A 25,993-nucleotide genomic window follows, 5' to 3' on the forward strand; every position below is an offset into this window, starting at 1 on the left:
AACCGACCATGAGCAACTCGAAGAACCTGATCGACACCGAACAGCGCCTCGGCGCCCACAACTACAAGCCGCTCGATGTCGTGTTGACCCGGGGCGAAGGCGTCTATGTCTGGGATACCGACGGCAAGCGGTATCTCGACTGCCTGTCGGCCTATTCGGCGGTGAACCAGGGCCATTGCCACCCCAAGATTCTGGCGGCGATGGTCGAGCAGGCCGGCAAGCTGACGCTGACCTCCCGCGCCTTCCGTAATGACCAGCTCGCCCATCTCTACGAGGAACTCGCGGCGCTGACCGGCTCGCACAAGATCCTGCCGATGAACTCGGGCGCCGAAGCCGTTGAAACCGCCATCAAGGCAGTGCGCAAATGGGGCTACGAGGTGAAGGGCGTGCCTGAGGGCAAGGCCGAGATCATCGTCTGCGCCGACAATTTCCATGGCCGGACCCTGAGCATCATCAGTTTCTCCACGGACCCGGACGCCCGCACCGGCTTCGGTCCCTACACGCCCGGCTTCCGCACGATCCCCTTCGGCGACGCCGACGCGTTTGCCGCCGCCATCAACGAAAACACGGTTGCGGCGCTGATCGAGCCGATTCAGGGCGAAGCAGGCGTCATCATCCCGCCAACCGGCTATTTCAAGCGCGTGCGGGAACTCTGCACTCAACACAAGGTGACCTTGATCCTCGACGAGATCCAGACCGGCCTCGGCCGTACTGGTAAGCTTTTGGCGGAAGAGCATGAGGGGATCGAGGCCGACGTGACGCTGATCGGCAAGGCGCTCTCCGGCGGCTTCTATCCGGTCTCGGCGGTCCTTTCCAATTCCGAAGTGCTGGGTGTCCTGAAGCCGGGGCAGCACGGCTCGACCTTCGGCGGCAACCCGCTTGCCTGCGCCGTGGCGCGCGCGGCACTCAAGGTCCTGACCGAGGAAGGCATGATCGAGAACGCCGCCAAGATGGGCGACTATTTCCAGGAAGGGCTGCGCTCCATCCGCTCCAACATCGTCAAGGACGTGCGCGGCCGCGGACTGATGATGGCGGTCGAACTCGTGCCTGAAGCCGGTGGCGCCCGCCAGTATTGCTACACCCTCAAGGACCGCGGCCTGCTCGCCAAGGACACGCACGAGAACACGATCCGCCTCGCCCCGCCGCTGGTGATCACCAAGAGCCAGGTCGACTGGGCGGTCGAGCAGATCGAAAAGACGCTGGCCTAGTGCTCATCTAGATCGCTGCGAAACAACGACTGGTGTAGCGGCCGTTTGAAACCTATGGTGAGCCCGATCGAGTTGGTCGAGCTCTCTATAGGGGAATGTATGGCCATTGGCTTATGGAAGCGCTCGCCGGACCGTCGCCCGCTTGCGATCGCCCATCGCGGGGGCGCAGCACTGGCTGCGGAAAACAGCATCTCTGCCTTCAAGGCTGCGGCGGCTGCCGGAGTTGACGCCATAGAGACTGATGTCCGGTTGACGCGGGATGGCGTTCCTGTTTGCGTCCACGATCCGGATCTTTCTCGGCTTTGCGGCGACGCACGAACCGTGTCGGACCTCGATCTGGCGACATTGCGCAGCCTGCTGCCAAGCATAATGACCCTTGGTGATGCCTTGGCTGCGTCTGACCCTTTGGGTATCCTGTTGGACATCAAGCTGAGCCACGAGGGTCAGATTGCGCAGATCATTTCCGACGTTGCGCAGCGCGGTGCGATGCGACGCGCGCTCATTGGACTGCGCAGTATCGCACTGATCGACACCACCCGCCGCTTGTCGAAAGACGTCGCGATCCTAGCCTTTCTCGAGGATCCTGCCTGCGCTGATGCGGCGCGCGCAGCTGGAGCCGACTGGTTCAGGTTGTGGCAAGGGTGGGCCACTCCAGCTGTGTCTGACACCGTTCGTGAGGCGGGGATGCGCGTCGCTGTCATGGTTGGGCAGCCTCGTTCGATCGCACTGCCGGAATACCCACCCTTTCCGGTGGGCCAGGTCGACCAGTACGGCCTCGAGCGCATCCTTGCCATCAAACCGGACGCCATCCTGCTTGACGATCCACGAATGATGACGCGGCCTACCGTTTCCACCTGACCAAAAATCAGCGGCCCCAATTTAGATTTGGGCAATACTCTTCGATTAAGGTCCGGAGTAACCGTATCGATACTCATCCACGGGACGAGCGCGCACGGTTTGAAGGCAAGTCGATCCGCGCCAATGGTGGCGCGGTTGCTTCTGCCCTGGCTTTTGGCGGTTGGGACAATACTTATGGCTACAATCAATTCCACGAATTTCAGCGGCGATACGCTCGAGATCATTGCCTTCAGACTTCACGATCAGGAATTCTGCGTAAAAACCACGACGATCCGCGAAATCCGCGGCTGGGCCCCGTCGACACCGATCCCGCACGCGCCAGCCGATGTCATCGGCGTAATGAACCTGCGCGGCTCGGTGATCCCGATCATAGACCTCGCCTTCAAGCTCGGCATGAAGAGCACGGTCGCCAACGAGCGCAGCGCCATCGTCGTGGCCGAAGTCCACAACATGGTCATCGGCATGCTGGTCGACCGCGTCTCGGACATCCTCACGATCTCCTCCAGCCAGGTACAGCCGGTTCCTGAAGTCACCGCTTCCTTCGATCGCGCCTTCTGCGAGGGTATCATCGCCTCGGAGAACGGCATGATCTGCTTCCTGAACCTCGCCAAGATGTTCAAGGAAAGCGAGACGGACGATCTCGCCGCCTGATATCGGCTCTTTACCCAGATAAAAAGCCGCCTGGAGGGCGGCTTTTTGTTGATGCTGCAGTAGCAGGAGAACTGTGGTCGCAGACTGGCCGGACGCGGACGCTGGCGTCGATACGTCAGCGCTGACGCTGCTGTTCGAGATCCTACTGGGGGGCGCTGGCCGCCGGCTCAGGCCGTTTGATCAAGGGCGCGGCTTGGACAACCAGCGGACTGAGGCCATTGCCCTCCCGCTCCATGATCTCGAACAACTGCCGCCGCATGCGCGGTTCCCAGAACTTGTTGATATGCGTCGCCACGCCCTGCGCGGCTTCGCTCTCCGGCTGGGTCTTGAAGAAGGTCGCGATCTGGTTGGCCATATAGACGAGCTTGGACTGCGTATCATGCGACATCGGATATGCTTCCCGGATGAATGCGGTGCGGATGCGTGAAAATCTCGAAGTCCTCGCCTCGCACCAGGGCGACGAGGGTCATGCCGGCCTCTTCGGCGGTACGAATTGCGAGAGCAGTCGGTGCGGAAATGGCAACGAGGACGGAGGCGCCGAGGATTGCCGCCTTCTGCACCATCTCGACGGACAGGCGGCTGGTAACGGCGACAATGCCTGCCGCGCCGGATTGCCGTTGCCGAGTGATCGCGCCACACAGCTTGTCGAGCGCATTGTGCCGGCCCACATCCTCGCGCACCGCCAGCAGTCCCTTGCCCGGCACATAGAAGCCGGCGCCGTGCACGGCGCGCGTCTCGCGATGCAGCGGCTGCGCACCGTTCAGCAGCGAGATGGCCTGAACGATATCGCGATGAGTGACTTGAAGCGACACATCGGCGACGTCAGGAACCTTGCGAACGGCCTGTTCGATCGACTCGATGCCGCAGAGCCCGCAGCCGACCGGTCCGGCCATGCTGCGTCGGCGGGCTGTCAACGCGGCGGCGACCTCGTCAACGAGAGAGATCTGGACGTCAATGCCCTTCTTGCCATTGACAATCTCAATTGCAGCGATCTGCCCGATGTCGGAGATGATCCCTTCCGTCAGGCTGAAGCCGATGGCGAAATCCTCGAGATTGCCGGGCGTTCCCATCATCACCGCATGCGTGCTGCCACCATAGGAAAAGGCGATCGGCACCTCCTCCGGAACGATCCGCTCGCCGGGCATGACGACGCCGCCGCTGCGGGCGGCGCGCTTCACGGCAAGGCGGGTCGGGCGGTCGCTCATCACTCGGCAGGCTCCAGTTTGCCAACGATGCGGCGGCTTTGGCGTGCCTGCTCGTCATAGTCGCGCTGCCAATCGGTCGGGCCGTTGGAAGGCGAGACCTGCACCGCCGTCACCTTGTATTCCGGGCAGTTCGTCGCCCAGTCGGAGAAGTCGGTGGTGATGACATTCGCCTGCGTGTCCGGATGGTGGAAGGTCGTGTAGACGACGCCGGGCGCGACGCGATCGGTGATCAGCGCACGCAAGGTGGTGTCGCCCGAGCGGCTCATCAGCTTCACCCAATCGCCATCGCGAATGCCGCGCTGTTCGGCATCGTGCGGATGGACCTCCAACCGGTCTTCGGAATGCCAGACGACATTTTCGGTGCGGCGCGTCTGGGCGCCGACATTGTACTGGCTGAGAATGCGCCCGGTCGTCAGCAGCAGCGGGAAGCGCGGTCCCGTCCGCTCATCGGTCGCGACATATTCCGTGCGGATGAACTTGCCCTTGCCGCGGACGAAGCCGTCGACATGCATGATTGGCGAGCCCAATGGATGTGCCTCATTGCAGGGCCACTGCACGGAGCCCACCTTGTCAAGATAGTCGTAGGAGACCAGCGCGAAGCTTGGCGTCGTTGCGGCGATCTCGTCCATGATCTCCGAAGGATGCGTGTAGTTCCAGGGAAGGCCCATGGCCTGCGCCATCTTTTGCGTCACCTCCCAATCGGCATAGCCGTTGCGGGGACTCATGACCTTGCGAACACGGTTGATGCGGCGCTCGGCATTGGTGAAGGTACCGTCCTTCTCAAGGAAGCTGGACCCCGGCAGGAAGACATGCGCGTAGTTCGCCGTCTCGTTCAGGAAGAGGTCGTGCACGACGACGCATTCCATGGCGGCGAGGCCGGCCGCGACGTGCTTGGTATCGGGGTCGGACTGCAGGATGTCTTCACCCTGGACGTAGAGGCCCTTGAACGATCCGTCGACCGCTGCATCCAGCATATTCGGAATGCGCAGACCCGGCTCGTTGCTGATCTTGACGCCCCACAACTTCTCGAAGATGTCGCGCGTCGCGTCGTCTGAGATGTGGCGATAGCCGGGCAGCTCATGCGGGAAGGAGCCCATGTCGCAGGAGCCCTGCACGTTGTTCTGGCCACGCAGCGGGTTCACGCCAACGCCGGGGCGACCGATATTGCCGGTGACCATGGCGAGGTTGGCGATCGCCATGACAGTGGTCGAACCCTGGCTATGCTCGGTAACGCCGAGGCCATAGTAGATCGCGCCGTTGCCGCCGGTGGCGTAGAGACGCGCCGCGCCGCGCACGAAATCGGCTGGAACGCCGGTGAACCTCTCCGATGCTTCGGGGCTATGATGCGGCTCGGCGACAAAGCTTGCCCAATCCTCGAACTCTGACCAGTCGCAGCGTTCGCGAATGAAGGCTTCGTCAAACAGCCCCTCGGTCACGATGACATGCGCGAGCGACGTCAGGATCGCGACGTTGGTGCCGGGCTTCAGCGGCAGGTGATAGGAGGCTTCGACATGCGGCGAACGCACGATGTCAGTGCGGCGCGGGTCGATGACGATTAGCTTGGCGCCCTGCCTCAACCGCTTCTTCAGGCGCGAGGCAAAGACCGGGTGTCCATCGGTCGGATTGGCGCCGATGATGACGACGACATCGCTTTTCTCGACGCTGTCGAAGTCCTGCGTGCCGGCCGACGTGCCGAAGGCCTGGCCGAGACCGTAGCCGGTCGGCGAATGGCAAACGCGGGCGCAGGTGTCGACGTTGTTGTTGCGGAAGCCGGCGCGCACTAGCTTCTGCACCAGATAGGTTTCCTCATTTGTGCAGCGAGACGACGTGATGCCGCCGACCGAGTCGCGGCCATACTGATACTGGATGCGGCGGAATTCCGAGGCGACATGCGCGAAGGCCTCGTCCCAAGTCACTTCGCGCCAGGGGTCGGTGATCTTCTCGCGGATCATCGGATTGAGGATGCGGTCCTTGTGGCTGGAATAGCCGTAGGCGAAGCGGCCCTTGACGCAGGAATGGCCGCGGTTCGCCTGTCCGTCCTTCCAGGGCACCATGCGCACCAGTTCTTCGCCGCGCATCTCCGCCTTGAAGGAACAGCCGACGCCGCAATAGGCGCAGGTGGTGACAACGGAATGCTCCGGCTGGCCGATCTCGATTACCGACTTTTCGATCAGCGTCGCTGTCGGGCAGGCCTGCACGCAGGCGCCGCAGGAAACACATTCGGACGAGACGAAGTCCTCATGCATTCCGGCTGAAACACGTGAATCGAAGCCGCGGCCTTCAATGGTCAGCGCGAAGGTGCCCTGCACTTCCTCGCAAGCGCGCACGCAGCGCGAACAGACGATGCATTTGGCCGGATCGAAGGTGAAGTAAGGATTGGACTCGTCCTTCGGCGCCCATTTGAGATTGAGATCGCCGTTGTTGCGTGCCTTGACGTGATTGTCGCCATCATAGCCATAACGCACGTCGCGGAGACCGACGGCGCCCGCCATGTCCTGAAGCTCGCAATCGCCGTTGGCCGCACAGGTCAGACAGTCGAGCGGATGGTCGGAGATGTAGAGCTCCATCACGCCCTTGCGGACATCCTTCAGCCGGTTCGTCTGTGTCGAAACAACCATATCAGGTGCAACCGGCGTCGTGCAGGACGCAGGGAGACCCGCCCGCCCCTCAATCTCGACCAGGCAGAGCCGACAGGAGCCGAAGGCATCCATCATGTCGGTGGCGCAGAGCTTCGGAATCTCGATGCCCGCGTCCATCGACGCGCGCATGACGGATGTTCCCTCCGGCACCGTCACCTGGTTACCATCAATGGTGAGCGTCACCATGGTTTCGGAGGTCGAGGCCGGCGTGCCGTAGTCTATTTCGTGGACGAGAGGCATGGTCTTACTCCGCCGCTTCGATAAGAGGTGTGGGAACGAAATCTTCGGGGAAATGCGTCATGGCGCTCATGACCGGATAGGGCGTGAAGCCCCCGAGCGCGCAGAGCGACCCGAATTTCATGGTGTTGCAGAGATCGGCAAGCAGCTCGCGGTTCTTCTCCGGCTCGATGCCGCGGGCGATCTTGTCCGCCGTTTCGACGCCGCGCGTCGAGCCGATGCGGCAGGGCGTGCACTTGCCGCAGCTTTCGACGGCGCAGAATTCCATTGCGAACCGGGCCTGCTTCAGCATGTCAGCACTCTCGTCGAAGACGACGATACCGGCATGGCCGATCAGTCCGTCCTTGGCAGCGAAAGCCTCGTAGTCGAATGGCGTGTCGAACAGGGAGCGCGGGAAATAGGCGCCGAGGGGACCGCCGACCTGAACCGCCTTCACCGGCCGCCCGGATGCCGTTCCGCCGGCAATGTCATCGACCAGGTCGCCAAGCGAAATGCCGAAAGCCGTCTCGAACAGACCGCCATGCTTCACATTGCCGGCGATCTGGATCGGAATGGTTCCGCGCGACCGGCCGAGGCCGAAGTCGCGGTAATAGGCCGCCCCCTTGTCCATGATCACGGGCACGGAAGCGAGCGAAATGACATTGTTGATGACGGTCGGACAGTCGAAGAGGCCCTTGTGGGCCGGCAGAGGTGGCTTGGCACGGACGATACCACGCTTGCCTTCGAGGCTGTTGAGAAGCGCCGTCTCCTCGCCGCAGACATACGCGCCCGCGCCGGTGCGGACTTCCATGTCGAAAGCCTTGCCAGAGCCCAGAACCGACGTGCCGAGAATGCCGGCGCTGCGGGCAATATCGATCGCCCGGCTCATCGCCGCGATCGCATGCGGATATTCCGAGCGGGTATAGATGAAGCCCTTCTTCGCGCCCGATGCAAGGCCCGCGATCGCCATGCCTTCTATCAGCACGAAGGGATCGCCTTCCATGATCATTCGGTCGGCAAAGGTGCCGCTGTCGCCCTCATCGGCATTGCAGACGATGTATTTGCGATCACCGGGAGCGTCGAGCACCGTCTTCCACTTGATGCCCGTCGGGAAACCTGCGCCACCGCGGCCACGCAGGCCGGAATCGGTGACTTCCTTGACGACATCGGCGGGCGACATCGAAACCGCGCGACGCAAGCCGGCGAGGCCGCCGTGAGCCTCATAGTCATCAAGGGAAAGCGGATCGGTGATGCCGCAGCGGGCGAAGGTCAGGCGCGTCTGACGCTTGAGGAACGGAAGTTCCTCGACCTCGCCAAGACAGAGGGGATGATCGGCGCCGGTAATCAATCCGGCATCAAACAGCGAAACGACGTCCTTTGCCTTCACAGGCCCATAGCCGATGCGCTTGCCCGAGACCTCAACCTCGACCAGYGGCTCCAGCCAATGCATGCCGCGCGAGCCATTGCGCACGATCTTGGCGTCGAGGCCGCGCGCCACAATCTGCTCGGAGATCGCCTTGGCCACATGCTCGGCGCCCAATGCCATGGCCGCGGCGTCGCAGGGAACATAGATCCGGACGGTCATCGGCGTGCCTCCGAAATCAGCGCCTCGAGATCGGCGGCATCCACCCGGCCATGAACCTCGCCATCCATCATCGCGGACGGGGAGCAGGAACAGAGCCCCAGACAGAAGACGGGCTCGAGGGTAATCGCTCCATCCGGCGTCGTACCGTGCCAGTCGATGCCCAGCAGCGCCTTGACGCGTTCGGCAAGCGCATCGCCTCCCATCGATTGGCAGGCCTCGGCACGACAGAGCCTCAGCACATGCCGGCCAGCGGGATGGTCGCGATAATCGTGGTAAAAGGTAACAACGCCGTGCACCTCTGCACGCGAGAGATTGAGCTCCTTCGCGATGACGGGCAGCGCTTCTTGCGGCACATGGCCGAACTCATCCTGGATCTCGTGCAGGATCGGCAGAAGCGGACCTTCGAGATGCTTGAGTTGATCGATGATCGCGATGGTGCGCGTTGCGATATCGCCTTTGGCGACATGGATATTCATCAGCAGCCCTCCCACGGCCTGCACATTGCGCGTCGCGGGCCTGGGCAGGCGGGCTTTCCTCAGAACCCTATGGCCGACAGAACCGCTCGCGTCCGTTCATTATAGAACTTTCTCAGGGATGGACGAAGCGATCAATAATGCTGTTCCGTCAATCGATAGAAGATTCCTATCAAGAATCGGGGTCTTCAGCGAGAATCCGAGCCTCATGCAGCAAGGCGGAAACCAATGGCGTGAACGGTTCACGATGCGTCGCAACCAGACCAACAAGATGATGTGCCCGCGGCTCGGTGATCGGGATCATCCGTATTTCGGCCGGAAAGCCGAAGGATTTCGCGACATTGCGGGGCATGATGCTGGCCCATCGCCCGGTTCGGACGTGCGAGAAGAGCACGATCATCGAATTCGATTCGAGCGTCGGATGCGCCGTGACGCCCACTTCGGCCAGATGCTGGTTGATGATACGGCGGTTTTGCATGTCCGCAGTCAATAGACAAAGCCGAAGATCGCCCACTTCCTTCCAGGTGACGCTGTCGCGCTCCGAAAGAGGGCTGCCGGCGGCGGTAATGAGATTGTAGTGCTCGGCATAGAGCGGCACGCTGGTTACCCGCCCGAGCGGCTCGTTTTCCAGATAGGTGATGCCGGCATCGATCTCGAGATTCTCCAGCATGCTCAGCACTTGCAGCGAATTGCGCGACACAATCGAAAAGGTCACATCCGGATGGCGCTCCTGAAACGGCGTCGTAATGCGCGGCAGCATGGCCAACGCCGTCGGGATTGCCGCAATCTTTATATGTCCCGAAAGGCCCGTACGCGCCGCCCGCATCTCCTGGCGCATCGTGCGGGCATCGCCGACGATGCGCCGCGCCCATTCGAGCACCCGCTGTCCCTCGGGCGTTAACCCCTGGAAACGCGAGCCGCGCTGCACCAGCATGACGCCAAGCTGATCCTCGAGCTGACGAATGGCGGCTGATAACGTCGGCTGCGAAATGCCGCACTCTTCCGCGGCCCGGCCGAAGTGCTTCTCGTTGGCGAGCGCGATAAAGAATTCCAACTTGTCGATCATCCGGCCTCCGCACCGAATTGCAGCACAGCGTCATTTTCACGCTCGGGAAAGCGCTCCGCAAGGTCGGTTAACTGCCTTACGTTCTCGAAACCGTCGCGAACGAAAAATGCAGCAGCAAGGTCGTGTCCGAATGAGCGACGCTGGGAGAACACCTCCAGAAGGGCCCCTCGTCAGCAGATGAGCTGGCCACCATTGATCTCCAGCACCTGCCCGGTGATGTAGCCGGATAGAGAAGGCGCCGAAAGGAAGAGATAGGCGGGGGCGCAATCTTCCGAGGTCCCCAATCGCTGCAAGGGAATGGTCTTGCGAGCCTGTTCCAGCTTTTCCGGCGACGAGTACCGTTGGTGAAAGTCGGTCTCGATCGTTCCCGGCGACACGCAGTTGACGCGAATGTTGTCGGGTGCGAGTTCCCTTGCCAGCGCCTTCGAATAGGTCGCGACGAAGGCTTTCGACGCCGAATAGATCGCCGAACCGGGACTTCCGCCCGTCAGCGCGGAAATCGAGACCGTGTTGACGATCGACGCTTCCTGCGATGCGCGGAGCGCCGGCAGGAGCCCACGCGTCACTTCCACAACCGACGTCTGGTTCAGCCGTACGATCACTTCGTATTGTTCGTCGGTCAGCGCACCGGCCGGAAAGCGACCGACCATGGTGCCGGCGTTGTTGACCAGCACGTGGATCCGGTCGAACGTTGCGAGGGCTTTTTCGGCAAACGCGCTGGTGCCGCCCTGTGTCGAAAAATCGGCGGTAACGAGAAAAGCTCGCCGGTCTTCCTCCGCCGTCAGCAGGAAATCCGGCAAATCGCGCGCGGCGCTGCGCCCGAGGTGCACCAATACCCTCGCTCCGCAGTTGAGAAACTGCCGCGCCACCTCCAGGCCGATGCCGCGACCGCCACCGGTGACAACCACGTTGCGGTTTTCGAACAGCTTGGGGTGAAACATCCAGTCCTCCACAGCGTGAGCGAGCTGTTTGCAGCTCTTGCATTGTTCTGATGCCGCGCGGGGAGCGCTGCCTAGTCGTCGGTTTCCAGCAGGCGCGGACCCGGCCCATCTCTGGCTAGCCGATCATATGGATTGCGCAGCGGGCAGCTTTCAACCGAGAGGCAACCACAGCCAATGCAATCCGTCAACCTGTCGCGCAAAGCAACGAGGCGATGGATGCGGGCATCGAGATCGTCCTTCCAGAGGGCCGACAGGCGCTGCCAATCCGTAGCAGTCGGCGTGCGGCCCTGCGGCAGCGTATCGAAAGCGGCCTGGATCTCCGCCAACGGAATGCCCACGCGCTGCGCCACCTTGATGATGCCGAGACGGCGGAGCACGTCGCGACCGAACCGGCGTTGATTGCCACGAGAGCGGATACTCGAGATGAGGCCCTTTGCTTCGTAGAAGTGTAGTGCAGAGACGGCAAGGCCGCTGCGCTCGGCAACTTCGCCGATGGACAGCAGCTTCCTGAATGGATTGCTGGAGCCTTCTTCCACAGTCTCAGCCTCAAGTTAACTTGAGGTACTATAGCCGAGTGCTTCGCGATCGGAAGCCTACATCGTGGCGAGGACAGACGGCAGAAAAGAAAAATGCGGCCCGAAGGCCGCTTCAAAACGCCGGACGTTGGCGTAGATCAATCCTGGTCGATCACACCCTGCAGGTGCGTCAGTTCCATGATGTAGTGTTCCAGGCGCGACTTGTGCTCATGATGCACGGCGTCTTCGATCTCGCGCTTCGCCGCTTCGATGCGAAGCGTCAGCTCGTCCTTGGAGAGATCCTGAACGATGACCGCGGATTCAGCCAGCAGCGTGCAGCCGGTCGGCAGAATATCGGCGAAACCGCCGAAAACCACGTAGTCCTGCTTCGAGCCATTGGCGAAACGAACGCTGACGATGCCGGGCTTGATGGTCGTCATCGTCGGGGCGTGGTTCGCCATAACCGTCATCTCGCCGTCGGTTGCCGGAATGACAACTTCGGTCACCATCTCCGAAAGGAGCAGGCGCTCGGGAGACACGAGTTCAAAATTGAAATTGTCAGCCATCAGTGACTTACCTTCTCGGCGGCTTCTGTATCTTGCAAGTTCGTCCCGCAGAACGGGCAATGTGCTATCGCCTGATCGAGATATCCAAGACCTTCCTCGGTCTGGATCAGTCCTACCACCATCATCATCTTGCCGTCGTTCGATCTGTAGATCGTCGGTGCGGCCGGGGCAGGAAGCTCTGCTGCGACTTCCCGAAGGGCGTCGCAGCAGAAGATCTCGTTAAGAGCGTCGCTCATCAGGCAGCTGCGGACAGCTTCTTGGCCTTCTCGATGGCTTCGTCGATCGAGCCAACCATGTAGAAGGCAGCTTCCGGCAGGTGGTCGTATTCGCCGTTGACGAGGCCCTTGAAGCCCTTGATCGTGTCTTCGAGGGCGACCAGCTTGCCCGGCGAACCGGTGAAGACTTCGGCAACGAAGAACGGCTGCGACAGGAAGCGCTCGATCTTACGGGCGCGGGCAACGGCCAGCTTGTCCTCTTCGGACAGTTCGTCCATGCCCAGGATGGCGATGATGTCCTGCAGGGCCTTGTAGCGCTGCAGCGTCGACTGAACCTTACGAGCCACTTCGTAGTGCTCTTCGCCGACAACGATCGGGTCGAGCATGCGCGACGTGGAGTCGAGCGGGTCGACCGCCGGGTAGATACCCTTTTCAGCGATCGAGCGCGACAGAACGGTCGTTGCGTCCAGGTGGGCGAACGAGGTTGCCGGAGCCGGGTCGGTCAAGTCGTCGGCCGGAACGTAAATGGCCTGAACCGAGGTGATCGAGCCGGTCGTCGTGGTCGTGATGCGCTCCTGCATCTGGCCCATGTCCGTTGCGAGCGTCGGCTGGTAGCCAACGGCCGAAGGAATGCGGCCGAGCAGAGCCGACACTTCGGAACCTGCCTGCGTGAAGCGGAAGATGTTGTCGACGAAGAACAGAACGTCCTGGCCCTGGTCGCGGAAGTTTTCAGCAACCGTCAGACCGGTGAGAGCGACGCGAGCGCGGGCGCCCGGCGGTTCGTTCATCTGGCCGTAAACGAGAGCGGCCTTGGAGCCTTCGCCGCCGCCGTGCTTGTTAACGCCGGATTCGATCATCTCGTGGTAGAGGTCGTTACCTTCGCGGGTACGCTCACCCACGCCGGCGAATACCGAGTAACCACCGTGCGCCTTGGCGACGTTGTTGATCAGTTCCATGATGAGAACGGTCTTGCCGACGCCTGCGCCGCCGAAGAGGCCGATCTTGCCGCCCTTTGCGTAAGGAGCGAGAAGGTCGACGACCTTGATGCCGGTGACGAGGATCTGTGCTTCCGTCGACTGATCGACGTAAGCCGGAGCGTCCTGGTGGATAGCGCGCTTGGAAGCGGTGACCAACGGACCTGCTTCGTCGACCGGCTCGCCGATGACGTTCATGATACGGCCGAGCGTTTCCGGACCAACCGGAACGGCAATCGGAGCACCGGTGTCAGAAACCGCCTGACCGCGAACCAGACCTTCGGTCGAGTCCATGGCGATCGTGCGAACTTCGTTCTCGCCGAGGTGCTGCGCTACTTCGAGAACCAGGCGGTTGCCGCCGTTGCTCGTTTCAAGCGCGTTCAAAATCGCCGGCAGTTCGCCTTCGAAAGCAACGTCCACGACGGCGCCGATAACCTGCGTGACCTTGCCGGCAGAGCCTGCCGCAGTCTTGGGGGTAGCTGCCTTAGCCATCTTCTTACCCTCTTTTCCCTAACCTCAGAGCGCTTCCGCGCCCGAAATGATTTCAATGAGTTCCTTGGTGATCTGAGCCTGACGCTGACGGTTGTAGTTGAGCGTCAGCTTGTTGATCATTTCACCAGCGTTGCGCGTTGCATTGTCCATCGCGCTCATCTTGGCGCCCATTTCACCGGCGACGTTCTCAAGGAGCGCGCGGAAGATCTGGACGGAAATATTGCGCGGGATCAGATCCTCGAGGATCGATGCCGGATCCGGCTCATACTCGTAGACTGCGCCGGCGTGCTCCGCATCCTCTGCAACAGCCGTGGGGGCCGATGCGGGGATGAGCTGCTGTGCCGTCGGAACCTGCGAGATGACCGACTTGAATTCGGAGTAGAACAACGTGCAGACGTCGAACTCATCGGCTTCGAACATGTCGATGATGCGCTTGCCGATCTGGTCGGCATTCTCGAAACCGACCTTCTTCACATCACGCAATTCCTTGCGCTCGACGATGAGCGAAGCGAATTCGCGGCGCAGAACGTCGTAGCCCTTCTTGCCGACGGTAAAGATCTTGACGGTCTTGCCTTCAGCGAGAAGCCTGCGAGCGTGATCGCGCGCAAAACGCGAGATCTGCGAGTTGAAGCCGCCGCACAAGCCGCGTTCGGCGGTGCAGACGACCAGCAAGTGAACCTGGTCCTTGCCGTTGCCGGTCATCAGCGCCGGCGCACCGTCGGCCTCCGTCATCGCACCGGCGATGTTTGCCAGAACGGCACCCATGCGCTGCGAGTACGGACGGGCGGCCTCGGCCGCCTCCTGGGCACGCCGAAGCTTCGCCGCGGCGACCATTTTCATCGCCTTGGTGATCTTCTGCGTCGCCTTGACGGAGGCGATCCGGTTTTTCAGATCCTTAAGTGAAGGCATCCGTTATCCGTCCTTTGGGTCCGATTAGGCGAAGGACTTCGCGAAGCTATCGATGGCAGCCGTGAGCTTGCCCTTCGTATCGTCGCTGATTGCCTTGTCCGTACGGATCGTGTCGAGGATAGCCGAGCCTTCCGAGCGAAGGTACGACAGCAGGCCCTGTTCGAACTTGCCGACCTGTGCGACCGGGATCTTGTCGAGATAGCCGTTGACGCCAGCGAAGATCACCGCGACCTGCTCTTCCGTCTTCAGCGGCGAGAACTGCGGCTGCTTCAGGAGTTCGGTCAGGCGCGCACCGCGGTTCAGCAGGCGCTGCGTCGAGGCGTCGAGGTCGGAGCCGAACTGAGCGAAGGCGGCCATTTCGCGATACTGGGCGAGTTCGCCCTTGATCGAGCCGGCAACCTGCTTCATCGCCTTGACCTGCGCGGCGGAGCCGACGCGCGAAACCGACAGACCGACGTTAACGGCCGGACGGATACCCTGATAGAACAGGTCGGTTTCGAGGAAGATCTGGCCGTCGGTGATCGAGATCACGTTGGTCGGAATGAACGCCGAAACGTCGTTGCCCTGGGTTTCGATGACAGGCAGAGCCGTCAGAGAGCCAGCGCCCTTTTCGTCGGAGAGCTTTGCAGCGCGCTCGAGGAGACGCGAATGCAGATAGAAAACGTCGCCCGGGTAAGCTTCGCGGCCCGGCGGGCGGCGCAGCAGCAGCGACATCTGGCGGTAAGCAACAGCCTGCTTGGACAGGTCGTCGTAACCGATCAGCGCGTGCTGACCGTTGTCACGGAAGTATTCGCCCATCGTGCAACCAGCGAACGGCGCCAGGTACTGCATCGGAGCCGGATCGGAAGCGGTCGCGGCAACGACGATCGAGTACTTCATTGCGCCGCGTTCTTCGAGAACCTTGACGAACTGGGCAACGGTCGAACGCTTCTGGCCGATAGCGACGTAGACGCAGAACAGCTTCTCGCTGTCCGGGCCGTTGTCGTGGATGGCCTTCTGGTTCAGGATCGTGTCGAGAATGATCGCGGTCTTGCCGGTCTGGCGGTCGCCGATGACGAGCTCGCGCTGGCCACGACCGACCGGGATGAGCGCGTCGATGGCCTTGAGGCCGGTCGACATCGGCTCATGAACCGACTTGCGTGGAATGATGCCCGGAGCCTTGACGTCGACGCGCGCGCGGCGGGTCGAATTGATCGGGCCCTTGCCGTCGATCGGGTTGCCGAGAGCGTCGACAACGCGGCCGAGCAGTTCCGGACCAACCGGAACGTCAACGATGGCGCCGGTCCGCTTGACGGTGTCGCCTTCCTTGATGTCGCGGTCCGAACCGAAAATAACAACACCGACGTTGTCCGATTCCAGGTTCAGCGCCATGCCACGGATGCCGCCGGGGAACTCGACCATTTCGCCTGCCTGAACATTGTCCAGACCGTAAACGCGAGCGATACCGTCACCGACGGAGAGAACCTGACCGACTTCCGAGACTTCTGCCTCTTTGCCGAAGTTTTTGATCTGGTCTTTGAGAATTGCGGAAATTTCCGCCGCGCGGATATCCATCAGCCGACCTCTTTCAATGCAAGCTTAAGGGTAGAGAGTTTCGTACGAAGAGACGTATCAATCTGACGGGACCCGACCTTCACGATCAGACCACCAAGAATTGACGGATCGATCGTGACAGCAATCGCCACGTCTTTGCCGGTGACGCCCTTGAGCGCCGCCTTCAATTCAGTTTCCTGCGCCGCAGTCAGCGCATGGGCCGAGGTAACCTCGGCAGTAATTTCGCCGCGATGGTTTGCAGCGATGATGCGGAAGGCCCTGATCATGCCCGGGAGAGCAAAGAGGCGGCGGTTACGCGCCACGACCTTCAGAAAGTTCGCGAAGAAGCCGCTGATACCAGCCTTCTCGCTGATGGCGACAATCGCCTTGAGCTGATCGTCGGCCGAAAAAACAGGGCTCGAAACAAAACGCTTCAGGTCGCCGCTCTCGTCGAGCATCGCCTGGAACCGGTCGAGGTCCTTGGTGACGCTTTCGACTGCGCCCTGCTCAAGCGCCAACTCGAACAGCGACGAGGCATAGCGCTCTGCAACACCAGAAGTAAGCTGGGATGTGTCTGCCACTGGCCCAAATTTCCCTGATTTCAACTCAAAATCCGGTCCCCGGCGGGCGCCTGACCTAGGATCTTGAATTCGTTATGATTTCCCCCAGAAATCGCAAGAGAGCCTCTTGCTTCTTCCGAAATTCGGGGTCCGTCTAACATAGGATGTTCGGACTCGCAACACGCGTAACGCCCGAATACGGCTTTCCCATCGATTTCTAACGCAAAAATGCTCAAAGCCCGGCAGCGAAGTGCTCAGCGCGAGAAATATCAGCTCAACTCAAGCGGAAAAGAAACCAAATACATAGGCGAGCGGAAGCGCAGCCAGAACGATTTGCACAACCAGAAGTAAATAGTTGAGAATCGTGCTCCCCTTATCTGAAAGGAGCGAAATGATGCGCGCAAATGCGGCCATGGCGAAGGAGGCGCCAAGCGCCATGTAGATCCAGTTCTGCGCCAACATGATGGCCGAGAGACCGAAGCCGAGATAGAAACCGCCGACCGATCGTTGCTCGGCGTAGCCGTCACGGCGGCCCTCGCGCGGCATGAGGCCGAACAACCGCATCGCATAACCTGGCGCGAACATGATGACAAAGCCCGCCAGCGCCGCGAACGCGGCGGCTGCGAAAGCGAGCTGTTCCCCAAGCTCCGTTGGAAAGTAAAAATCCATCATCGACCCCGAATCCCTTGTTTCGGCTTCCTTATGCCATGATTGGCTTGCCCGGCAAAAGCCCGTTCGGGAGCGATCTACAGGAAGCTTTGGGGATCCACGTCGAGCTGTACATGCACCGATCCGCGCTCCTTCGGCGCCTGCGCAAGCATGGCCCTGAGAAATGCCTGCATGTCCGAGTTCCTCCGTCCATGCACGAGAAGCCGGAAGCGATAGCGGCCGCGCACCAGCGCAAGCGGCGCTTCCGCAGGCCCGAGCACCGAGATGCCGGAGACATGAGGCGCGGCGTTTCGGATGCCGCGGGCATGGTTTTCCGCATCATGGCGCGTTTCCGCCGAAACGATGATCGACGCCAGCCGTCCGAACGGCGGCAGGATGGCGCGCTCCCGCTCGGCGATCTCGCGTTCGTAGAAGGCGCTTGCATCGCCCGACACGATCGCCTGCATGACGGGATGCTGAGGCTGGTAGGTCTGCAACAGGCCGTGGCTTTTCAGGCCGGTGCGGCCGGCGCGGCCCGTCACCTGCGACAGCAGCTGAAAGGTACGCTCGGCGGCACGCGGGTCGCCATTGGCGAGGCCGAGATCGGCATCGACGATGCCGACCAGCGTCATCAGCGGGAAATTGTGACCCTTGGCGACAAGCTGCGTGCCGATGACGATATCGGCCTCGCCCTTGGCAATGGCCTCGAGCTCAAGGCGCAACCGTTTGACGCCGCCCATCATGTCGGACGAGAGGACGATGGTTCGCGCCTCGGGGAAATGGCGTTCCACCTCCTCGGCAATGCGTTCGACGCCCGGTCCGCAGGCAACGAGGTGATCAAGCGTTCCGCATTCGGGGCAGGCTTCCGGGGTGTGCTCGGCATGGCCGCACTGATGGCATTGCAGCTGCCTCTTGAACCGGTGTTCGACGAGCCAGCTGGAGCACTGCGGGCACTGGAAGCGATGTCCACAGACGCGGCAGAGCGTCAGCGGCGCATAGCCCCGCCGGTTCAGGAAGAGGAGCGCCTGCTGCTGCTTTTCGACCGTCTTGCCGATCGCGCGGATCAGGACCGGCGACAGGAAGCCGCCGCGCTCGGGGGCATGGCGGCGCATGTCGATCAAGTGCAGATCCGGCAACGCCGCATCGCCGAATCGGGTCGGCATGTGAATGGTGCTGTAACGCCCGCTCTGCCCATTGACCTGGCTTTCGACCGAGGGGGTGGCGGAGACGAGAACCACCGGGAAATCGCCGATGCGCGCACGCACGACCGCCATGTCGCGCGCATTGTAATAGACACGGTCCTCCTGCTTGTAGGCCGGATCATGCTCTTCATCGACGATGATAAGACCTAGATCCTCGAACGGCAGGAACAGAGCCGAACGCGCGCCGGCAACGACGCGGACCTCGCCGGTGACCGCCTGACGCCAGACCTTCTCGCGGGTGCGCGGGGCCAGATCGGAATGCCATTCGGCGGGCTTGGCACCGAAACGATATTGGAAGCGCTCGAGAAAGCTTGCCGTCAGCGCGATCTCCGGCAGCAGAATCAGAACCTGCTTGCCGCGTCTCAGCGTTTCCGCGATCGCCTCGAAATAGACTTCCGTCTTTCCCGAACCGGTGACGCCGTCGATCAGCGAGACGGCGAACTCACCCTTTCGAACTTCGGCGAGAATCTCGTCGGCCGCCTCCCTTTGCGGGCCTTCCAGCCGCGCGCCCACGAATTCGGGATCGGGTTTGGCGACCACCGGCGGTGGCGGCAGGAAGACGGTTTCGAAAATGCCCTGGCTTACCAGACCGTCGACGACGCTCGTCGAGACGCCCGCGGCATGGGCAAGCCCGCTTCGCGTCCAGGACAGGCCGTCGCCCGCAATGTCGAGCACCCGGGCGCGCGCTGGCGTCATCCGCTCCGGCTCGCCGCCAACGAAGCGCAGGCCCTCCACCATCGGTTCCGGTTCAAAGGCATTCGGCGCACGCAGCGCCATGCGCGCCACCAGTCCCGGCGGGGACAGCGTGTAGCTCGCGACCCAATCGATGAAGTCGCGCATCTCCTTGCTCAGCGGCGGGCAATCGAAGACATGGCTGATCGGCCTCAGCTTCTTCGGATCGACATTGTCTTCGCCGCCGTCCCAGACGACGCCGATCACCTGCCTCGGACCGAGTGGCACCTGGACGACCGAGCCGGGTTCCACCGCCATCCCTTCCGGGACGGCATATGAATATGGCTTCGGCGCGGGCATGGGAACGAGCACCGGAACCGTACGGTTTGCCGGCGGCGTCTCAAACAACGCTCCAAAGAGATCGGACGAATCTGTGCTCATCGGGCGAGACCATGCCCGGATCGGCGCGAAAAGAAAACCTGCAAGACGTCCGTCACCAGCCTACTCGTCCTCGTCGACTACGCCGGTGAGCCGCATGCCCTCGATCCACGTGGCGCCGTCCCGCCGCACGACATGGCGGGCACAGGCGCCGCATTTCTCGCGCACGGCGGCCGCCAGCGCTTCCGAATGCGTAACGATCCAGATCTGGCTGCTGCGGGCCGCCTCCGCGATCATGTCCGCCAGAGGCAACAACATATCGGGGTGCAGGCTTGCTTCCGGTTCGTTGAGCGCAATCAGTGGCGGCAGCCGATAGGACATCAGCGCCGCGGCCAGGCCGAGGAACCGTATCTGCCCGTCCGACAGTTCGCGCGGCTGGAACACGCGGTTCGGAAATTCGGGAAAGGAAAGGCCGAACGACGCCGTCTCCTCGGGCAGCGGCACCGCGAGTCGCGCACCGCCGAGGGCAGCGGCGACGGCACGATCGAGATCGACCGTATCCTCCCGCGTATGCACCAGCGTTGCGAAGACCGCTGCAATGTTGCTGCCGTCCTCATCGAGCAGTGGCGCCGTGACCGCAAGGCAGGGTGCGCGCAGCGGTGAGAAACGATCCGTCCGGAAGCCGTGGAAGAAGCGCCAGCCGTCGATCGCACGGCGGAATGTCCCAATCTCGGGATAGTGCCCAGCGTCGCCAAGCAGTGCGATCGCGGTTTCCGAGGTCAGCGCCTGCTCGGGATAATCCTGCATCCGCCCATTCGGCCCGCGAACGGAAATCGCCGGGCCGGCACGCTTCATCATCGTGACAGGTCGGGTTCCGGTCTCGATCGAAAGCTCTTCGGTCTTGATTTGCGGTTCAAAGGGAAATCCCGCCGCAGCCGCCGGCGGTCGTAGACCGGCCTCGACCCTATACCGGAACGTGATCGCCCTTTCCTCGTCCAGAAGCTCCGCCTCGAGGCGAATCCGGAACGGCCCGTCGACATCCCGGCGCGGGCCGGACCACAACGCCGAGAACATCCCGCCCTCGGCGGCGATCTCATGCGCCAGACGTCCGCGCGTTGCCGCCTGGATGAGCTGGAGAGCCCGGTAGAGATTGGATTTTCCGACCCCGTTTTCGCCGATGAAAAGGTTGATCCCCGAAAGATCCATGCGGATCGATCGCAGGGACCGGTAGTTCTGGGCGAACATCGAGCGGAGCAGCATGCCTCGCTTTAGCCTATCCGATTAGGGAATTAATGGGCACCGACCAGTTCCGGTTCCGCAGGCGGAACCAACGGCAGGAATTGCGTGTCACCATCCGCGGCGAGCGCATGGACAGTGTGGTCTTCCAATGCCTTGGTGACTTCGTTGATGTCGCCGTCGAGATGCTCCACCGGGATCAGATTGCCGACCACGAAGTCGAATCGGTCGCCGCGCTTGTTCAGAAGCTCGTGAAAGACCGTCATGTCCCTGAGCTCGGTCGACCATTTCGCGAACCAGTAGAATAGGCCCGAGTTCCGCGCCGTCATGTGTACCGGCAGGATCGGCAGATTGTATTTCCGCGCAAGGCCGACGGCGGAGGTTTTCCAGGGACGTTCGTTCAGCCGGCCGTTCGCCCAATAAGCGATGCGCCCAGACGGAAAAAGAACCGTCGCCTTGCCTTCTTTGACGGCACGGTTGGTGATCTGCAATGTCTCACGGGTCTTCAGCTTGCTCTTGTATTCCTCGCGCCATTCCACCGGAATGATGACCTCGGCAAAACGTGGATTGACGCGTATGGCATCGCGGTTGGCAAACACCATGATGTCCGGCCGCTTGGTTTTCAGGAGGTCGAACACGGCAACGCCATCGGCGATCCCGGTCGGATGGTTGCTGACGAGCATGAAGCCGCCGCTATCCGGAATGCGTTCGCCGTGCCGAATATTGATCTCGAGCTTCAGCAGGTTGCTCATGTACTCGAAGCACTGGAGCCCCGGCATTTTCGCAACGTCATTGGCGAAGCTGATCGCCCTGTTGTAGCGCAGCAGTGTGTGGAGGAACGGCCGCATGACGGGCCAGAGCGGATGCTTCACGATCTTCTGCCCACGCTCGGCGATCAAGGTATCGACGATGTGGCCCGGCTTGCCATGGGAGACGAGCGCGATCGTCTCCGCGAACTGTCCAATTGCGGTCGTTGGATGGCGCCGTGACATTCAAGATCCTGCGTCGTTGGGAAACCGGTCACGTGGAATGATATGATAGAAGCATGACAAGCACTTGGCCGGCATTAGGAATTCCATAACTATCGCTCCTTCAGAATTGGCGGCAGGATTGGCAAATTCAAGGCCGGATACGTGAACGAACTCCTGATCATCGCCGACCCCGGCCTGATGGCCGAGCGCTCGGCATGGCTCGATAGCCTGGCTCGCGAGCGACGTCTGTCGGAGCACACGCTCGATGCTTACGAGCGTGATACGCGTCAGTTCCTGACGTTTCTGACCGGTCACCTCGGCGGCCCCGCAACGCTGAAAGATATCCAGGCGTTAAGGCCCGCGGACTTCCGTGCTTTTCTGGCGGCGCGACGCAAAGAGGGCTCCGGCGCTCGTTCGCTCGGTCGCAGTCTCGCCGGGCTGCGTTCCCTCCTGCGTTACCTCGAAAAGAAGGGACTGGTGAATGCCGCTGGCGTCAGTGCCGTCCGCTCGCCGAAGCAGCCGAAATCACTACCGAAACCCTTATCCGACCGGCAGGCCATCACTGTCGTCAGCGACGAGGCTCAGTTGCACGAAGAGCCTTGGATTGCCGCACGCGATGCCGCCGTTTTCACACTGCTCTACGGCTGCGGTCTGCGCATCTCCGAAGCGCTCGATCTGACGCCTGGCAACTTCAACCGCGGCGCGGCCACGCTGCGCATAACCGGCAAGGGCAACAAGACCCGCCTTGTGCCGATGCTCACCGTCGTCTTCGACGCCGTCGAGAAATACCGGTCTTTGTGCCCCTATCATCTCGAAGGCGAAGAACCCCTCTTTCGCGGCGCGCGCGGCGGCAAACTGCAAGCTGCGATCATTCAGCGCACCATGCAAAAGATGCGCAGCGCCTTCGGCCTTCCGGAAACAGCGACACCGCATGCGCTGCGCCATTCGTTTGCCACCCACCTGTTGGCAGGTGGCGGCGATTTGAGAACCATCCAGGAATTGCTCGGCCACGCCAGCCTTTCCACCACCCAGGTCTATACAGGTGTGGATTCCTCACGATTGCTTGAAGTTTACGACCGTGCCCATCCCCGGGCGTAATCTTTTGTTAACGGCTTCTCTTAAGGGAATATCCGCACGCTGGGCGTAGGCTTAGCGATCATAGTGACCGGAACACCATCATGACGATCTCCATCGGCCACCGCAGCCTGCACATCGCATCGCCGAGCAATCTCCTGCTCTGGCTGATTGCCGCCTTTCACATGCTGCTTGCGGCAACCCTGATCGCTGCGCTGTTCTCGGTGTCCCCCGCCGCAGCGGCCGACGAGGATGCCTGTACCGGCCACAATATCCTGACCGATCTCAAGCAGAGCGATGCCGCCCGCTACGCCGAAGTGGTGAAGGAGGCCGATGCCGTGCCGAACGGCAAGGGCATTTTCTGGAAGATCGAGAAGGCGGGGATAGCCCCGTCCTGGCTGCTCGGCAGCATGCATGTGACCGATCCGCGCGTGCTGACACTCCCACCACGCACGCAGGCAGCCCATGACGCTGCCGACACGATCGTCATTGAATCCGACGAGATCCTCGACGAGAAGAAGGCTTCCGCCGCTCTGCTGATGAAGCCTGAACTGATGATGTTCACGGACGGGACGACGATTGAACAGCTTCTGTCTCACGACGACTACGTTCGTCTGGAGGAAGGCCTGAAGCAGCGCGGCATCCCACTTGCCGCGGTCTCGCGCATGCGCCCCTGGATGATATCAAGCGTTGTTGCCCTGCCCGGCTGCGAAATGGCCCGCAAGGCGAAGGGCGTACAGTTCCTCGATCAGAAGATTGCCGCAGATGCCGTTGCTGGGGGCAAGCAGGTCAAGGGCCTGGAAACGCTTGCCGAGCAGCTGCAGGCAATGGCCGAGCTGCCGACCGAATTCCACATGAAGTCGCTGATCGAGACGCTGGCCTTGGGTTCCAAGATGAACGACGTGGTGGAAACCATGACCGATCTCTACCTCTCCGGCGATATCGGCATGACCATTCCGATGCTGAAGACAGTCTCGCCCGACGGCGAGGATGAGGACGGCGACTATGCCGCCTTCGAACAGCGCATCATTCTCGACCGCAACAAGGTGATGGCCGAGCGAGCAGCCCCGATCCTTGCCAATGGCAACGTCTTCATGGCCGTCGGCGCGCTCCATCTTCCCGGCGAAGGCGGCGTCATCGAACTGCTGCGCAAGCAGGGCTTCACGGTGACGGCCGTCAACTAGCTCCCGACGGTCATGCGCCTGAGAACATTGGTCTTCCAGTAGAACTGGTGGGCCAGCGCGCCGGCAACATGCGCCGCGATCAAAGCCCAGAGGATTGCCTTGAGGATACCGCCATGAAGCTCGCCGGAAAAATCGATCCCTAGATAGTAAGCCATCATGCCGGTCAGCGGCAGGAGGAAGATGAGCAGATACAGCGCTGCATGCGCGACCTTGGCGCCAATCCGGAATATCTTCGGCTCCGCCGCCGGTTCAGCGGGCGCGCCCTGAATAAGGCGCAGGCAAACGCGAAAGATTGCCAGAACGAGAATGCCGATGCCGACATAGGCATGCACATTGGCAGACGCGATCTGATCTGCCGAGGGGATGCCACCATGACGAACCGTCCGGTTCCAAGCGTTCATACCATCCGGAAAGAGCAGGTTGAAAAAGATCATGAGCGCCATGACCCAATGCAGCAATCGCTGTGGGAGGCTATATGCATCACGAGAATCAGTAGGCATGTATCTATCCTCAAAACAGCAATTAGAACCGTTCTAAGGTAAATGGGCCGCCTGCTGTGAAGCAAGCGGCCCATCCCATATTGCGAAAATTTAATATTACATATGGATCGGCTTGAAGAAGGCGGCGAGAGCCGCTTCCTTAACCGCTTCCGACATGGTCGGGTGCGCGTGGCAGGTGCGGCCGAGATCTTCCGCGGAACCACCAAACTCCATCAGAACGGCGATCTCGTGGATCATCTCGCCGGCGCCGAAGCCGACGATATGGCCGCCGAGGACGCGGTCCGTTTCCTTGTCGGAGAGGATCTTCACGAAACCGTCGGTCGCCAGCATCGCGCGGGCTCGGCCGTTCGCGGTGAAGGGGAACTTGCCGACCTTGTAGGCGATGCCTGCCGCCTTCAGCTCTTCCTCGGTCTTGCCAACGGAGGCGACTTCCGGCTGCGTGTAGACGACGCTCGGGATGACGTCATAATTCACATGGCCATGTTGACCGGCGAGGATTTCGGCGAGCGCCACGCCTTCGTCTTCAGCCTTGTGAGCCAGCATCGGACCCTTCACCACGTCGCCGATCGCGTAGATACCAGGCACGTTGGTACGGAAGTGTCCGTCGATCTCGACGCGGCCACGATTGTCGAGCTTAACGCCTGCTTCTTCCAGACCGAGGCCGGCTATGTATGGCGTGCGGCCAGTCGCGATCAGAACGACTTCGGCGTCGAGCGTCTGTGCATCGCCACCCTTGACCGGCTCGAAGGTAACCTTGGCACCCTTGCCGCCCTTCTCAACGCCCGTCACCTTGGAGCTAAGGTTGATGGTGACACCCTGCTTGGCGAGCATGCGCTGGAACTGTTTGGAGACTTCGCCATCCATGCCGCCGAGAATCGTGTCGAGATATTCGACGACGGTGACCTTGGCGCCGAGGCGCAACCAGACGGAACCGAGCTCGAGACCGATGACGCCACCACCGACGACGATCATCGTTTCCGGCACCTTCTCAAGCGCGATCGCGCCCGTTGAGGAAATGATCACCTTCTCGTCGAGATCGACCTTCACGCCCGGAATGCCTGCCACGTCGGAGCCGGTCGCGATGACAATGTTCTTGCCTTCGATTTCCTGGACCTTGCCGTCTTCGGCAGTCACGGAAACCTTGCCAGCCGATACGATCTTGCCGGTCCCCTGGAATGCATCGATCTTGTTCTTCTTGAAGAGGAAGGCAACGCCATCGACGTTGGCCTTTACCGTCGCATCCTTGTGCGCCAGCATCTTTCCGAGGTTCAGCTTCGGAGCAGCGACCTCGATGCCGAGCGCGTCCATGCCGTGGCCAGCCTGATGGAACATTTCGGAGGCATGCAGCAGCGCCTTGGACGGGATGCAGCCGACGTTCAGGCACGTGCCGCCGAACGTTGCGCGCTTTTCAACGACAGCGACCTTGAGGCCGAGCTGGGCTGCCTTGATGGCAGCGACGTAGCCGCCAGGGCCGGTTCCGATAACGATCACATCGTAGGACATTGTTTCTTTTCCTTTTCGT

Annotated in this window: 25 protein-coding genes; 5 read left to right on the forward strand and 20 right to left on the reverse strand. The window is 61.5% G+C overall.

Features of this window, described 5'->3' with window-relative positions; genetic code table 11:
- Positions 1–8 precede the first annotated feature (8 nt).
- From rocD to AC1DE4_RS23260, 3 genes are all read left to right on the forward strand, one after another.
- The gene (gene rocD / locus AC1DE4_RS23250; RefSeq protein WP_018855719.1) at positions 9–1,208 is read left to right on the forward strand and encodes an ornithine--oxo-acid transaminase; all 1,200 of its coding nucleotides are present in this window, start codon (positions 9–11) and stop codon (positions 1,206–1,208) included.
- 99 nt (positions 1,209–1,307) lie between these two features.
- The gene (locus tag AC1DE4_RS23255; protein ID WP_169681377.1) at positions 1,308–2,066 is read left to right on the forward strand and encodes a glycerophosphodiester phosphodiesterase; all 759 of its coding nucleotides are present in this window, start codon (positions 1,308–1,310) and stop codon (positions 2,064–2,066) included.
- Between the two features lie 174 nt (positions 2,067–2,240).
- Positions 2,241–2,717, forward strand: coding sequence for a chemotaxis protein CheW (locus tag AC1DE4_RS23260; protein ID WP_007796914.1), 477 nt, complete (start codon positions 2,241–2,243; stop codon positions 2,715–2,717).
- Between the two features lie 142 nt (positions 2,718–2,859).
- On the opposite strand, the gene AC1DE4_RS23265 is transcribed toward AC1DE4_RS23260, so the two are convergent.
- The 18 genes from AC1DE4_RS23265 to AC1DE4_RS23350 all read right to left on the reverse strand — a co-directional run bounded on the left by AC1DE4_RS23265 (position 2,860) and on the right by AC1DE4_RS23350 (position 21,734).
- Complete coding sequence (locus tag AC1DE4_RS23265) at positions 2,860–3,105, reverse strand: formate dehydrogenase subunit delta (protein WP_169681378.1); 246 nt, start codon at positions 3,103–3,105, stop codon at positions 2,860–2,862.
- Positions 3,095–3,862: a formate dehydrogenase accessory sulfurtransferase FdhD gene (fdhD, locus tag AC1DE4_RS23270; protein WP_477883329.1), complete on the reverse strand. Its 768-nt coding sequence runs from the start codon at positions 3,860–3,862 to the stop codon at positions 3,095–3,097. The genes AC1DE4_RS23265 and fdhD overlap by 11 nt, the downstream gene beginning before the upstream one ends.
- A gap of 59 nt (positions 3,863–3,921) precedes the next feature.
- The gene (gene fdhF / locus AC1DE4_RS23275; protein WP_025658212.1) at positions 3,922–6,801 is read right to left on the reverse strand and encodes a formate dehydrogenase subunit alpha; all 2,880 of its coding nucleotides are present in this window, start codon (positions 6,799–6,801) and stop codon (positions 3,922–3,924) included.
- Positions 6,802–6,805: 4 nt separating this feature from the next.
- The gene (locus AC1DE4_RS23280) at positions 6,806–8,362 is read right to left on the reverse strand and encodes a formate dehydrogenase beta subunit (RefSeq protein ID WP_169681383.1); all 1,557 of its coding nucleotides are present in this window, start codon (positions 8,360–8,362) and stop codon (positions 6,806–6,808) included.
- On the reverse strand, positions 8,359–8,838 hold the full coding sequence (locus tag AC1DE4_RS23285) for a formate dehydrogenase subunit gamma (RefSeq protein ID WP_026371588.1): 480 nt from the start codon (positions 8,836–8,838) through the stop codon (positions 8,359–8,361). Before AC1DE4_RS23285 ends, AC1DE4_RS23280 begins: the two co-directional genes overlap by 4 nt.
- Positions 8,839–9,007: 169 nt before the next feature.
- Entirely contained in the window at positions 9,008–9,901 is an 894-nt protein-coding gene (locus AC1DE4_RS23290; protein WP_018855726.1) for a LysR family transcriptional regulator, read from the reverse strand.
- 170 nt (positions 9,902–10,071) lie between these two features.
- Positions 10,072–10,842, reverse strand: a complete 771-nt coding sequence (locus AC1DE4_RS23295; RefSeq protein WP_018855728.1) for an SDR family NAD(P)-dependent oxidoreductase — start codon at positions 10,840–10,842, stop codon at positions 10,072–10,074.
- 71 nt (positions 10,843–10,913) lie between these two features.
- Positions 10,914–11,378, reverse strand: coding sequence for a redox-sensitive transcriptional activator SoxR (gene soxR / locus AC1DE4_RS23300; RefSeq protein ID WP_018855729.1), 465 nt, complete (start codon positions 11,376–11,378; stop codon positions 10,914–10,916).
- A 137-nt stretch (positions 11,379–11,515) separates the two neighbouring features.
- Positions 11,516–11,923, reverse strand: coding sequence for a F0F1 ATP synthase subunit epsilon (locus tag AC1DE4_RS23305; RefSeq protein ID WP_018855730.1), 408 nt, complete (start codon positions 11,921–11,923; stop codon positions 11,516–11,518).
- Positions 11,923–12,159: a hypothetical protein gene (locus tag AC1DE4_RS23310; RefSeq protein WP_018855731.1), complete on the reverse strand. Its 237-nt coding sequence runs from the start codon at positions 12,157–12,159 to the stop codon at positions 11,923–11,925. Before AC1DE4_RS23310 ends, AC1DE4_RS23305 begins: the two co-directional genes overlap by 1 nt.
- A complete protein-coding gene (atpD, locus tag AC1DE4_RS23315; RefSeq protein ID WP_018855732.1) occupies positions 12,159–13,604 on the reverse strand; it encodes a F0F1 ATP synthase subunit beta in 1,446 nt (481 codons plus the stop codon). Before atpD ends, AC1DE4_RS23310 begins: the two co-directional genes overlap by 1 nt.
- Before the next feature lie 24 nt (positions 13,605–13,628).
- The gene (locus tag AC1DE4_RS23320; protein WP_018855733.1) at positions 13,629–14,513 is read right to left on the reverse strand and encodes a F0F1 ATP synthase subunit gamma; all 885 of its coding nucleotides are present in this window, start codon (positions 14,511–14,513) and stop codon (positions 13,629–13,631) included.
- A 24-nt stretch (positions 14,514–14,537) separates the two neighbouring features.
- Positions 14,538–16,067 (reverse strand): F0F1 ATP synthase subunit alpha, encoded by a 1,530-nt coding sequence (gene atpA, locus AC1DE4_RS23325; protein ID WP_007796947.1) that lies wholly within the window; start codon positions 16,065–16,067, stop codon positions 14,538–14,540.
- Positions 16,067–16,627, reverse strand: coding sequence for a F0F1 ATP synthase subunit delta (locus tag AC1DE4_RS23330; RefSeq protein ID WP_018855734.1), 561 nt, complete (start codon positions 16,625–16,627; stop codon positions 16,067–16,069). Before AC1DE4_RS23330 ends, atpA begins: the two co-directional genes overlap by 1 nt.
- 258 nt (positions 16,628–16,885) lie before the next feature.
- Positions 16,886–17,275, reverse strand: a complete 390-nt coding sequence (locus tag AC1DE4_RS23335; protein WP_025658205.1) for an AGROH133_08824 family phage infection protein — start codon at positions 17,273–17,275, stop codon at positions 16,886–16,888.
- Positions 17,276–17,352: 77 nt separating this feature from the next.
- On the reverse strand, positions 17,353–19,569 hold the full coding sequence (locus AC1DE4_RS23340) for a primosomal protein N' (protein WP_113471981.1): 2,217 nt from the start codon (positions 19,567–19,569) through the stop codon (positions 17,353–17,355).
- 60 nt (positions 19,570–19,629) lie between these two features.
- Entirely contained in the window at positions 19,630–20,766 is a 1,137-nt protein-coding gene (locus AC1DE4_RS23345) for an AAA family ATPase (protein ID WP_018855737.1), read from the reverse strand.
- 29 nt (positions 20,767–20,795) lie between these two features.
- Positions 20,796–21,734, reverse strand: coding sequence for a GNAT family N-acetyltransferase (locus AC1DE4_RS23350; protein ID WP_477883310.1), 939 nt, complete (start codon positions 21,732–21,734; stop codon positions 20,796–20,798).
- Positions 21,735–21,875: 141 nt separating this feature from the next.
- On the opposite strand from AC1DE4_RS23350, the gene AC1DE4_RS23355 reads away from it, so the two are divergent.
- Positions 21,876–22,811: a tyrosine recombinase XerC gene (locus AC1DE4_RS23355; RefSeq protein WP_018855739.1), complete on the forward strand. Its 936-nt coding sequence runs from the start codon at positions 21,876–21,878 to the stop codon at positions 22,809–22,811.
- Positions 22,812–22,891: 80 nt separating this feature from the next.
- A complete protein-coding gene (locus tag AC1DE4_RS23360) occupies positions 22,892–23,971 on the forward strand; it encodes a TraB/GumN family protein (protein ID WP_018855740.1) in 1,080 nt (359 codons plus the stop codon).
- On the opposite strand, the gene AC1DE4_RS23365 is transcribed toward AC1DE4_RS23360, so the two are convergent.
- A complete protein-coding gene (locus AC1DE4_RS23365) occupies positions 23,968–24,471 on the reverse strand; it encodes a cytochrome b (RefSeq protein ID WP_026371589.1) in 504 nt (167 codons plus the stop codon). The two genes, AC1DE4_RS23360 and AC1DE4_RS23365, sit on opposite strands and share 4 nt — an antisense overlap.
- A 96-nt stretch (positions 24,472–24,567) precedes the next feature.
- Complete coding sequence (gene lpdA / locus AC1DE4_RS23370) at positions 24,568–25,974, reverse strand: dihydrolipoyl dehydrogenase (RefSeq protein WP_018855742.1); 1,407 nt, start codon at positions 25,972–25,974, stop codon at positions 24,568–24,570.
- Between the last annotated feature and the right edge of the window lie 19 nt (positions 25,975–25,993).

The sequence above is a fragment of the Rhizobium sp. 10N414 genome (genome assembly GCF_056394785.1).